Annotated in this window: 4 protein-coding genes; 2 read left to right on the top strand and 2 right to left on the bottom strand. The window is 67.2% G+C overall.

What is annotated here, in order from left to right; translation table 11 throughout:
- Positions 1-15: 15 nt before the first annotated feature.
- Both ACKI2N_RS24065 and ACKI2N_RS24060 read right to left on the bottom strand, forming a co-directional pair.
- Positions 16-1,011, bottom strand: a complete 996-nt coding sequence (locus tag ACKI2N_RS24065; protein ID WP_420997675.1) for a Bug family tripartite tricarboxylate transporter substrate binding protein — start codon at positions 1,009-1,011, stop codon at positions 16-18.
- Positions 1,012-1,092: 81 nt separating this feature from the next.
- Positions 1,093-2,010 (bottom strand): tripartite tricarboxylate transporter substrate binding protein, encoded by a 918-nt coding sequence (locus ACKI2N_RS24060; protein WP_420997676.1) that lies wholly within the window; start codon positions 2,008-2,010, stop codon positions 1,093-1,095.
- Positions 2,011-2,194: 184 nt separating this feature from the next.
- Here ACKI2N_RS24060 and ACKI2N_RS24055 point away from each other — a divergent pair, with 184 nt between their 5' ends.
- Both ACKI2N_RS24055 and ACKI2N_RS24050 read left to right on the top strand, forming a co-directional pair.
- Positions 2,195-3,106 (top strand): LysR family transcriptional regulator, encoded by a 912-nt coding sequence (locus tag ACKI2N_RS24055; protein WP_420997677.1) that lies wholly within the window; start codon positions 2,195-2,197, stop codon positions 3,104-3,106.
- An 840-nt stretch (positions 3,107-3,946) separates the two neighbouring features.
- Positions 3,947-12,907: an autotransporter-associated beta strand repeat-containing protein gene (locus ACKI2N_RS24050; protein ID WP_420997678.1), complete on the top strand. Its 8,961-nt coding sequence runs from the start codon at positions 3,947-3,949 to the stop codon at positions 12,905-12,907.
- The last annotated feature ends 82 nt before the right edge of the window (positions 12,908-12,989 follow it).

Raw genomic sequence — 12,989 nt, 5'->3', positions numbered from 1 at the left:
TCCAGGCATCTCGGGTCAGTCGGCGGTAATGTGCTGCGACACCACGATCTTCTCGCGCAGCTTGTATTCACGATGAATGATCTCGACGAATTTTTCCGTGGTGAGCGGCTGCGGCACCGCGCCGTTGCGCTGGAGCACGGCAACGAATTCCGGGCTGCGCAGCGCGTTCGTGACCGCGTCGCCCAGGATCTTCCGCACCTCGGGCGGGAGATTCCTGGGACCGACCAGGCCGAACCACGCCATATTGTTCATTTCCGGCAGGCCGGCCTCCGCATAGGTCGGGACATCCGGCAACTCGGGGATCCGCCTGGTCGACGCCACCGCCAGCGCGCGCAGCTTGCCCGACTTGATGAAAGCCAGCGAGGAAGTCACGTTGTCGAACTGCGCCGCCACCTGCCCGGCGACGGTATCGCTGAGCGCGGGCCCGGAGCCGCGGTACGGCACGTGCGTCATCTGCGTCTGGGTCAGCCGCTTGAACAGCTCCCCGTCCAGGTGGGCAATGCTGCCGACGCCGGAAGTCGCGTACGAGTACTTGCCGGGATTCGCCTTGAGCAGGGCGATGAACTCGGCCATCGAGCGGGCGGGAACGCCGGGGTTCACCGTCAGCACGTTCGGCACGAACGCGATGAGCGAGATCGGCGTGAAATCGGTCATGGCGTCGTAGCTTGGCTTGCGGGAAGTCAGCGGCGCGGTCGCCAGCGTGCTCACCGTCGCGATGCCGAGCGTGTAGCCGTCCGGGTCGGCGCGCGCCACCGCCGCGGCGCCGATCATGCCGCCGGCGCCGCCGCGGTTGTCCACCACCACCGGCTGGCCCAGCCGCTTGCCCAGTTCCAGCGCCATCGCGCGGCCGACGATATCCGTGGTGCCGCCGGAAGCGTAGGGCACGATGAGATGGATCGGCTTGGCGGGAAAGGTCTCGGCCGCGGCAACCGTGGCCGCGCAGAAGAGGAACAGGCCGAGGAACAGCCGGTGTCGCGCGGTTGCGCCGGTGGGTGCGGTCAGCTCAGGCATTTCAGGGCACATGTCGTTGCTATCGTGGAAGGGGAAAAAAAGGCTGCGGGCAAGCGCCGGCCAGGTGGCGCCATTGCGCCATTACTCTTTGGGCATGCTGCCGGCCAGCTTGCGCAGGACCGCCTGGCGCCCGGCAATCTCCCTGGCCCATTCGTCGCCCTTGAGATAGGCGAGCACAGGCGCGTCGTTGCCCGCTTTCTTCAGGTATTCGGGGTCCTTCAGCGTGGCCTCGATGGCCGCCGCCAGCCTGGCGACCGCCGGCCCGGCAACGCCCGCCGGCACCGCGATGCCGCGCTCCGCCGGCATGACGTCGTCGATGCCCTGCTCTCTCGCGGTGGGCACATTGGGCAGCGAAGCGGCACGCCGGTCGCTCATCTGGGCCAGGATCTTGAGCGGCACCGCTTCCTTGCCGGCGTCCTGCATCTCGCCCGTGGTGACGGCGGCGAAATCGATATGCCCGCCGAAGAGCGCCGTCTTCGACTGGGATGTGCCGTTGAACGGGATGTCGGTCAGCTTCACGCCGCCGGCGTTCTGCAGTTGCAGCAAGGCGAGGTGGCCGTTGGTGCCGACGCCGTTGTGGCCGAACGTCAGCGCGCCGGGGCGCTTCTTCAGCGCCGCCACGACATCGCCCAGTGTGCTGTACGGGCTGTCCTTGCGGGCCACGAGAATGGTCGGGTCGCTCAGCACGCGCGCCACCAGGCGAAGCGCGCCGGGGTCGAACTGCGTCTTGCGGTACAGCGGGCCGAATGCCATGGCAGGCAGGTTCACGACGCCGATGGTGTAGCCGTCCGCCGGCGCATGCATCAAGCCGATATTCGCGATCTCCCCCGCGGCGCCCGGCTTGTTCTGCACGACCAGCGTCGCGCGGCCGCCGAGGTACTTCTGGATATACGGGGCCATGGTGCGGGCCATGGTGTCGGTGCCGCCGCCGGCGGCAAAACCGACGTACACCTGGATGGGCCGGTCGTCAGGCCACGCGGCGACAGCCGCCGAAGACAAGCCTGTCGTCGCAAGGCACACAAGAAAGGCACGCAGACCGAATTTCATCGCAGTTCCACATTAGGCATGGCCAGATAACCGGCAAACGATACGCAGCATCCCGACATGAAGAAAGCGATAAATATTCACGGCCACTCATGAACAAAATGAATATAATCGCCATGTGCTCTTTCCGGTGGCCGTGATGACGCTGAAGCAATTGGAAGCCTTCTTCTGGGCTGCGAAGCTGGGCAGCTTTTCCGTGGCGGCGACACGCCTCAATGTGACGCAGTCCACCCTCTCGAAGCGCATCGCGGAACTGGAGGCGGACCTGGAAAAGCCCCTGTTCGACCGCACCGGGCAGCGCGCCGTCCTGACGGACGCGGGCGAGCAACTGCTCGGCCACGCCACGCAAATGCTCGAGATCGAAAGCCGCATCCGCGCCGACCTCGACGTGGTCGCGTCCCTGCGCGGCACCACGCGATTCGGCATCAGCGAGCTGGTCGCCTCGACATGGTTTCCCCGCTTCGTGGCCCGTGTCCGCGACCTGCACCCGCACCTGGTGCTGGAACCGCAGGTCGAGCTGACCAAGAACCTCGAGCGGCGCCTCGAGCGCGGCGAACTGGACTTTGCCATCGTGCCGGGCCCGATCGCCTCCACCGCCCTGTCCCACGAGGTCCTGGGCGAGCTGGAATACCGCTGGATGGCCGCCCCCCAGCGGCTCGCGCCGGGCACCCGCCTCACCCCCAGGCACTTCGAAGAGAACCCCGTCATCATGCTGAGCGCCGAAGCGGGCCTGTCCCGCGCGCTGGAAAGCTGGGCGGACAACCAGCAGATCGTGATCTCGCGCGCGGTCGTGTGCAACAGCCTCTCCGCCCTGATCGCGCTGGTCATCGCCGGCGTCGGCATCAGCCTGTTTCCGCGCACCTACGTCACGCCGTTCATCCAGGCCGGCAAGCTGGGCGAACTCGCCAGCACGCCCACACCGCAGAACCTCAGGTACTGCTTCCACTCGCGCAGCGGAGATGCGAGATCGCTGGTGTCCAACCTGAGAGCGATCGCGCGCGAAGAGGCCGACTTCTCGGTCGGCTCGGCGCTGTGGCCGGTTACGCTCTAGCCGGTTACTAGCCGGCCCCGGCAACCACGGCGCCCGCTATCGCCGGGTGCCCGCGGCAGCGGCCCGGCAACATCGCCCGGATTCCGTCCCCGCATGGCGCGCAGGCCGCGCCGACTCCGCGGCGGCTACCGTGCCGGCGCATTTTGGTTCCCCCCATTTCGGGGTCCCCCGCTTCTGAGGGGATCGGAAAACATCGCAGTACAGCAGAATTGCGACTTGTGGTTTCTGACCGGAAATCATGCCCTGGAAGGAGAAAGGGACAGCCTGCTGCCCATCCCCTGCCTTCGGAATTACGCGCAAGCTATGGCAATCGGTTTTCTATGATTTCTGCTATTCGAGACTCCGTGGTTCTTCCCCTCCATCCAGGTCTTTCCGGCCGCTCCCTCCAGCGGCCATGGCGCCGGCATGGCATTGCCGCCACCGGCCGGCCCGCTCCCTTGCGCCTTGATCGTTGCTGCCCTTCACCGGCCCGCGGCCCTGAAGACAACGTCGGCTCTGAACTGCCGGAACCCTGACGGGTAGCCGGTCTCCACGCGTTGGCGAACGGCGCGGAAACAGCCGCCGGGACGGCGCGCGTTCGTCGATCGAGAAACGGAAATGCGCGGCACCGCCGGCGCCGGCGCCAATCGGCAGGCGGGAAGACCCGAGCGCCCCGTTGATAAACCCCAGCAAGAGGAAAAACTATCGCGGGATTCCCTATTCAAGCCATCACATCAAAAAAATAAATAAATAAAAACAGCCGCGGGTACATTTTTTGATATTCCACGCATATAACGGCCGCGCCATCCAACATCTTGCGCGACAGGCCCCGGGAATATCAAGATCAATTGGGGTTTAGGAATGAACAAGATTTATCGCCTGATCTGGAACAAGGCCACGCAAATGCGGGTTGCGGTTTCCGAATGCACCAGCTCGAACGGAAAAAGCGCCGGGGAGGGCACGGTCGGGACGGGGCGGCGCCAGGGCGGCGCACCGGCCGCGCGGCTGGCCGCACGGGCGGCGACAAGCCAGCGTGCCGGACTGCGCGCGACGCCGGTCGCGCTGGTCGCCTTTCTCTATGCCGGCTGCAGCTGGGCGGCCGACTCCGTGGTCGATTTCTCCAATGGCCTGACCGGCTGGACCACCGGCGGCAACGTTCAGCTGCTTACCACCACCCAGTCCTTCGACATCAACGGAAAACCCTTCTCGCTCACGCCGGCGGAAGGCGAAACGATGGCCCGCATCGCCCCCACCGGCAGCTCGGTCATGGCGGCCCAGGCCGCCAGCCTGCTGGGACTCAACGCCTCGACCTTCCAGTCGTATCTGGGCGGCAGCGCGACCAACTTCGGTGTCCTGAGCGAATCGCTCAATCTCGCGGCCGGCACCTATTCCTTCGCCTGGGCGTATGCGGCACAGGACTACCAGCCTTACAACGACGGCGTCATGTTCTCCGTGTCGGGCAACGGCACGGAATCGGTGGACGTCCTCGCCCGCAACGGCACGGGCCAGCCGGGCGACAAGTCCGGCCCCTCGTCGGACACGCTGATCCTCGGCAGCTACGGCTCCACCACCTGGATCACCACCAGCTTCACCATTCCCGTGTCGGGCGTCTATACGCTGGGCTTTGCCTCCTATAACTGGAGCGACACCGGCGTGGATCCCGTGCTCTACGTCAGCGGCGTCGCCGGCAGCTTTACCGGAACGCCGGTCGGCACGCCGACCTCGACGGTCTTCGACACGACCAGCGGCGACGTCTCGCCCTCCGTGTTCAGCACCAGCAGCGGCGCCTATTCGCAGTCCTCGCTGTCGTTCGCCGGCGGGACGCTGCAGTATGGCGCGGACACCACCACCAGCAAGAACATCGCGCTGCAGGACGCCGGCGGCGCCCTCGACAGCAATGGCCACAACGTCTCGCTGACCGGCACCGTCTCCGGCACCGGCCCGCTGGAAGTCAAGGGCGCGGGCCAGGTCACCAGCAGCGCCGCGAACACCTACACCGGCGCCACCACCATCGACGACGGCGCCACGCTGGCCCTGTCCGGCAACGGCAGCGTCGCCGGCTCCAGCAAGGTCACCGACAACGGCACCCTCGACATCTCCGGCACCACCAATGGCGCGTCGATCCAGTCGCTGGCCGGCAGCGGCGACGTCGCGCTCGGCAGCAAGGACCTGACGCTGACCAATGCCAACGACACGTTCTCCGGGGTTATCGCAGGCTCGGGTGGCGTCAATGTCAACGGCGGGACGGAAACGCTGTCGGGCACCAATACCTACACCGGCGCGACGACCATCGGCAGCGAGGGCACGCTGGCGCTCTCGGGCAACGGCAGCATCGCCAGTTCGAGCAAGGTCACCGACAACGGCACCTTCGACATCTCGGACACCACCAATGGCGCCTCGATTCAGTCGCTCGCCGGTTCCGGCAATGTGGCCCTCGGCAGCAAGGACCTCACGCTGACCAACGCCGGCGACACGTTCTCCGGGGTTATCGCAGGCTCGGGCGGCGTCAATGTCAACGGCGGCACCGAAACGCTGTCGGGCACCAATACCTACACCGGCGCGACGACCATCGGCAGCGAGGGCACGCTGGCGCTCTCGGGCAACGGCAGCATCGCCAGTTCGAGCAAGGTCACCGACAACGGCACCTTCGACATCTCGGACACCACCAATGGCGCCTCGATTCAGTCGCTCGCCGGTTCCGGCAATGTGGCCCTCGGCAGCAAGGACCTCACGCTGACCAATGCTGGCGACACGTTCTCCGGCACCATCGCCGGCAGCGGCGGTGTCAATGTCAACGGCGGGACCGAAACGCTGTCGGGCACCAACACCTACACTGGCGCCACCACCATCGGCAGCGAAGGCACGCTCGCGCTGTCTGGCAACGGCAGCATCGCCAGTTCGAGCAAGGTCACCGACAACGGCACCTTCGATATCTCGGGCACCAATAATGGCGCGTCGATCCAGTCGCTAGCCGGCACCGGCGACGTCGCGCTCGGCAGCAAGGACCTCACCCTGACCAATGCCAACGACACGTTCTCCGGGGTTATCGCAGGCTCGGGTGGCGTCAATGTCAACGGCGGGACGGAAACGCTGTCGGGCACCAACACCTACACGGGCGCCACCACCATCGGCAGTGAAGGGACGCTGGCGCTCTCGGGCAACGGCAGCATCGCCAGTTCGAGCAAGGTCACCGACAACGGCACCTTCGATATCTCCGGCACCAATAATGGCGCCTCGATCCAGTCGCTGGCCGGTTCCGGCAACGTGGCCCTCGGCAGCAAGGACCTCACGCTGACCAATGCCGCCGACACGTTCTCCGGCACCATCGCCGGCAGCGGAGGTGTCAATGTCAACGGCGGTACCGAAACGCTGTCGGGCAACAATACCTACACCGGCGTCACCACCATCGGCAGCGAAGGCACGCTGGCCCTCTCGGGCAACGGCAGCATCGCCAGTTCCAGCAAGGTGACGGATAACGGCACCTTCGACATCTCCGGCACCACCAGCGGCGCCTCGATCCAGTCGCTCGCCGGCACCGGCAACGTGGCCCTCGGCAGCAAGGACCTCACGCTGACCAATGCCGCCGACACGTTCTCCGGCACCATCGCCGGCAGCGGCGGTGTCAATGTCAACGGCGGTACCGAAACGCTGTCGGGCACCAACACCTACACTGGCGCCACCACCATCGGCAGCGAAGGCACGCTCGCGCTGTCTGGCAACGGCAGCATCGCCAGTTCGAGCAAGGTCACCGACAACGGCACCTTCGATATCTCGGGCACCAATAATGGCGCGTCGATCCAGTCGCTCGCTGGCACCGGCAATGTGGCCCTCGGCGGCAAGGACCTGACGCTGACCAATGCCGCCGACACCTTCTCCGGCACCATCGCCGGCAGCGGCGGTGTCAATGTCACCGGCGGCACCGAAACCCTGTCAGGCACCAATACCTACACGGGCGCGACCACCATCGGCAGCGAGGGCACGCTTGCCCTCTCGGGCAACGGCAGTATCGCCAGTTCGAGCAAGGTGACGGATAACGGCACCTTCGATATCTCGGGCACCAATAACGGCGCGTCGATCCAGTCGCTGGCCGGCACCGGCAACGTGGCCCTGGGCGGCAAGGACCTGACGCTGACCAATGCGAATGACACGTTCTCCGGGGTTATCGCAGGCAGCGGCAGCATCAACGTCAACGGCGGGACCGAAACGCTGTCGGGCACCAACACCTACACCGGCTCGACCACCATCGGCAGCGAAGGGACGCTGGCCCTTTCGGGCAACGGCAGCATCGCCACTTCCAGCAAGGTGACGGACAACGGCACGCTCGACATCTCGGGCACGAACAGCGGCGCCTCGATCCAGTCGCTGGCCGGTTCCGGCAATGTGGCCCTGGGTAGCAAGGACCTCACGCTGACCAATGCCAGCGACACGTTCTCCGGCACCATCGCAGGCTCGGGTGGCGTCAATGTCAGCGGCGGCACCGAAACGCTGTCGGGCACCAACACTTACACCGGTGCCACCACGATCGACAGCGAAGGCACGCTCGCCTTGTCCGGCAACGGCAGCATCGCCAGTTCGAGCAAGGTCACCGACAACGGCACCTTCGATATCTCGGGCACGAACAGCGGCGCCTCGATCCAGTCGCTGGCCGGTTCCGGCAACGTGAGCCTGGGCAGCAAGGACCTCACGCTGACCAATGCTGGCGACACGTTCTCCGGCACCATCGCGGGCAGCAGCGGTGTCAATGTCAACGGTGGCACCGAAACGCTCTCCGGCACCAACACCTACACCGGCGCGACGACCATCGGCAGCGAGGGCACGCTCGCCTTGTCCGGCAACGGCAGCATCGCCAGCTCCAGCAAGGTCACCGACAACGGCACCTTCGATATCTCGGGCACCAATAACGGCGCGTCGATCCAGTCGCTGGCCGGTTCCGGCAATGTGGCCCTGGGTGGCAAGGACCTCACGCTGACCAATGCTGGCGACACGTTCTCCGGCACCATCGCCGGCAGCGGCGGCGTCAATGTCAGCGGCGGCACCGAAACCTTGTCGGGCACCAACACTTACACCGGTGCCACCACGATCGACAGCGAAGGCACGCTCGCCTTGTCCGGCAACGGCAACATCGCCAGTTCCAGCAAGGTCACCGACAACGGCACCTTCGACATCTCGGGCACCACCAATGGCGCCTCGATCCAGTCGCTGGCCGGTTCCGGCAATGTGGCCCTGGGCACCAAGGACCTGACGCTGACCAACGCTGGCGACACCTTCTCCGGCGCCATCGCAGGCAGCGGCGGTGTCAATGTCAATGGCGGCACCGAGACGCTCACGGGCACCAATACCTACACGGGCGCCACCACCATTGGCAGCGGCGCCAGGCTGGCGCTCTCGGGCAGCGGCAGCGTTGCCAGTTCGAGCAAGGTCACCGACAACGGTACCTTCGACATCTCGGACACCACCAATGGCGCCTCGATCCAGTCGCTGGCCGGTTCCGGCAACGTGGCCCTCGGCAGCAAGGACCTCACGCTGACCAACGCCGGCGACACGTTCTCCGGGGTTATCGCAGGCTCGGGCGGCGTCAACGTCAACGGCGGGACGGAAATGCTGTCGGGCAACAATACCTATACCGGCGCGACGACCATCGGCAGCGAGGGCACGCTGGCCCTCTCGGGCAACGGCAGCATCGCCAGTTCCAGCAAGGTCACCGACAACGGCACGCTCGATATCTCCGGCACCACCAGCGGCGCCTCGATCCAGTCGCTGGCCGGTTCCGGCAATGTGACCCTGGGCAGCAAGGACCTCACGCTGACCAATGCGAATGACACGTTCTCCGGGGTCATCGCAGGCAGCGGTGGTGTCAATGTCAACGGCGGGACGGAAACGCTGTCGGGCACCAATACCTACACTGGCGCCACCACCATCGGCAGCGAAGGCTCGCTCGCGCTGTCCGGCAGTGGCAGCATCGCCAGCTCCAGCAAGGTCACCGACAACGGCACGCTCGATATCTCCGGCACCACCAGCGGTGCATCGATCCAGTCGCTGGCCGGCACCGGCAATGTGGCCCTCGGCAGCAAGGACCTCACGCTGACCAACGCTGGCGACACGTTCTCCGGGGTCATCGCAGGCAGCGGTGGTGTCAATGTCAACGGCGGGACGGAAACGCTGTCGGGCACCAACACCTACACGGGTGCCACCACCATCGGCAGCGAAAGCACGCTCGCGTTGTCCGGCAATGGCAGCATCGCCAACTCCAGTAAGGTCACCGACAACGGCACGCTCGATATTTCGGCCACCACCAGCGGCGCGTCGATCCAGTCGCTGGCCGGTTCCGGCAATGTGGCCCTGGGTAGCAAGGACCTCACACTGACCAATGCCAGCGACACGTTCTCCGGCACCATCGCTGGCAGCGGCGGCGTCAACGTCACCGGTGGCACCGAGACGCTGTCGGGCACCAATACCTACACGGGCGCCACCACCATCGGCAGCGAAGGCACGCTCGCGCTGTCCGGCAGCGGCAGCATCGCCAGCTCCAGCAAGGTCACCGACAACGGCACCTTCGATATCTCGGGCACCAGCAACGGCGCCTCGATTCAGTCGCTCGCCGGTTCCGGCAATGTGGCCCTGGGCGGCAAGGACCTGACGCTGACCAACGCTGCCGATACCTTCTCCGGCATCGTCGCCGGCAGCGGTGGTGTCAATGTCACCGGTGGTACCGAAACGCTGACCGGCACCAATACCTACACGGGCGCAACCACCATCGGCAGCGAGGGCACGCTCGCGCTGTCCGGCAGCGGCAGCATCGCCAGCTCCAGCAAGGTGACGGACAACGGCACCTTCGACATCTCGGGCACCACCAATGGCGCCTCGATCCAGTCGCTCGCCGGTTCGGGCAACCTCGCGCTCGGCGGCAAGAGCCTGACGCTGACCAACGCCAGCGATACCTTCTCCGGCATCGTCGCCGGCAGCGGTGGTGTCAATGTCACCGGTGGTACCGAAACGCTGACCGGCACTAACACCTACACGGGCGCCACCACCATCGGCAGCGGCGCCAGGCTGGCGCTCTCGGGCAGCGGCAGCGTTGCCAGCTCCAGCAAGGTCACCGACAACGGCACGCTCGATATTTCGGGCACCACCAACGGCGCTTCAATCCAGTCGCTGGCCGGCTCGGGCAATGTCGCGCTCGGCGGCAAGAGCCTGACGCTGACCAACGCCAGCGACACCTTCTCCGGCATCGTCGCCGGCAGCGGTGGCGTCAATGTCACCGGCGGCACCGAGACCCTCTCTGGCACCAACGCCTACACGGGCGTCACCAACATCGGCAGCGGCGCCAGGCTGGCGCTGTCCGGCACCGGCAGCATCGCGGCCTCGAGCGGGGTGGTCGACAACGGCACCTTCGACATCGCCGGCAGCAGCGGGGGCGCGGCGATCCGGTCGCTGACCGGCAATGGCGCGGTGGCGCTCGGCGGCAATGCGCTGGTGCTGACCCAGGCCGCCGGCACCTTCTCCGGCACCATCGGCGGCACCGGCATGCTGGCGGTGACGGGCGGCACGCAGACGCTGGCGGGCAATAACACCTACTCGGGCGGCACCTCGGTCAGCGGCGGCGCCACGGTGAAGGTGGCGGCCGACGCCAACCTCGGCACCGGCACGCTGGCGCTGAACGGCGGCACGCTGCAGAGCACGGGCACGTTCGCCAGCGGCCGCGGCATCGCGCTGGGCAGCGGCGGCGGCACCTTCGACACCGACAGCGGCACCACGCTGACGCTGAACGGCAGCATCGCCGGCGGCGGCATGCTGACCAAGGCGGGCACCGGCACGCTGGTGCTGGCCGGCGACAACGCGGGGGCCCCGGCGCACACGCCGAATACCGGCTGGACCGGCGGCATGACCATCAACGCCGGCCTGGTCGAGGTGACCAACCCGTGGGGCCTGGGCTGGGGCAACGTCATCCTCAACGGCGGCACCATCAACACCACCGTCGACATCCTGACCGGCCAGACCATCGCGCTGGGCGGCGGCACCACGGTCAACACCGACGCGGGCACGACCACCACCTTGTCGGGCAGCATCGGCACCGCCTCGGCCGGCGGCTGCTTCGTCAAGAACGGCCAGGGCACGCTGAACCTCACCGGCTCGGCCACGCTGTCGAACGGCACCTGCGTGCAGCAAGGCACGCTGCTGGCCAACGGGCTGCTCAACGGCGACGTGGGCGTGAACGCCGGCGCCGTGCTCGGCGGCTCGGGCACCATCAACGGCACGGTCAACGTGCAGGGCACGCTGTCGCCCGGCAACTCGCCCGGCTTCCTGACCATCACGTCGAACGTCAACATGCTCGCGGGCAGCAGCTACCAGGAGGACATCTCGGGCACGCTGCAGGCCGGCGCGGCCACGCCGGTCGGCACGCCGGGCTACTACTCGTACCTGCACGTGGCCAACGGCGGACAATTCGCCATCGGCGCCAACACCACGCTGTCGCCGCGCCTGAACAACCTGTTCACGCCGAGCGAAGCCGGCTATGGCAGCCCGGCGTTCACGCCGGCGCTGGGCGACACGTTCCGCATCGTCACGGCCGACGGCGGCATCACCGGGCGCTTCGCCAGCCTGGCCCAGCCCGACGGGCTGGCCAACGGCACGCGCTTCGCGGTGTTCTACAACGTGTTCGGCAGCAACAGCATCGACCTGAAGGTGCTGCCGACCTCGTACAGCCAGTGGCTGGCGGGCGGCACGCAGAACACGCGCAGCGCCGCCGGCGTGGTGGACCGCATCCTGGCCAGCGACCAGGCCGGGACCGCCACCGTCGCGCAGGACCAGTTGCTGTACGTGACCGCCAGCCAGACCGCGGCACAGTTGCCCGGCTTCGTGCAGGCGCTGGCCGGCGAGGTGCACGGCGCCATGGCGGCGGCCGCGCCGCAGGCCGGCCAGCGCCTGAACAATACGGTGGTCCGGCAACTGGCGGACGCCGGCGCGCAGACCGTGCCCGGCCCCACCGGCGAGCCGCAGCGCCGGCAGGCGCTGTGGGTCGACATCGGCGTCGACCACGGCCGCTGGGACGGCGACCGCAGCGCCTCGCAGTTCACCACCAACCGCTCGCAGTTCGTGCTGGGCGCGGACATGCTGCGCGGCGAGTCGATGCAGTTCGGCATGGGCTTCTCGTACAGCAACACGAACGTCGGCGCCAGCGCGGGTTCGGGCTCCATCGAGGAGTACATGGGCTTTGCCTACGGCCAGGCCAGCGTCGGCCCGGTGCAGTTCGACGGCATGGCCGGCTACGGCACCAATACCTGGGACACCCAGCGCAGCGACCCGACCGGCCTGTCCTCGGGCGCGCTCAAGACCGACGCGAGCGGGCACAGCACGCAAGTGGGCCTGGGACTGCGCACGCCGCTGACGCTGGGCAGCGCCGTGGTCGAGCCGTTCGCCCGCGTGCTGTGGCAGAAGAGCACGCGCGGCGGCACCGACGAAGGCAACGCCTCGCCGGCCGCGCTGAGCCTGAGCCAGTACTCCGCCACCGGCAACCGCGTCACGCTGGGCCTGAGCACGCGCTCGAACAATCGCAATCCGCTGTCCGACACGCTGACCTACCAGTTCAGCGCCGGCCTCGGCCGCGATAACGGCAACCTGGTGCAGTCGACCGTGCAGGCCAACCTGGCCGGCATCGGCATGGGCATCGTCTCGCCCAGCGTGGGCAGGCTGTTCGGCCTGGCCAGCTTCACCGGCACGCTGCGGCTCGGCAAGCAGGCCTATGCCTACCTCGGCCTGAACGGCGAAGTGCGCAGGGGCAAGAACGACGTCGGCGTCAACGGCGGCGTGCGCGTGAGCTTCTGAGCACGCCCGCGCTGCCCTGAGCCCGGCCATGCCGTGGCTCGCCCGCCCGCCGGCCTCCCGGACCGGCGGGCGGGCAGCCTTC

Source organism: Cupriavidus sp. 30B13, assembly GCF_049059565.2.
In the GTDB taxonomy this organism is placed as follows: domain Bacteria; phylum Pseudomonadota; class Gammaproteobacteria; order Burkholderiales; family Burkholderiaceae; genus Cupriavidus.
Note: the sequence above shows the minus strand (reverse complement) of the source record. Positions and strands in the feature narration are given on the sequence as shown.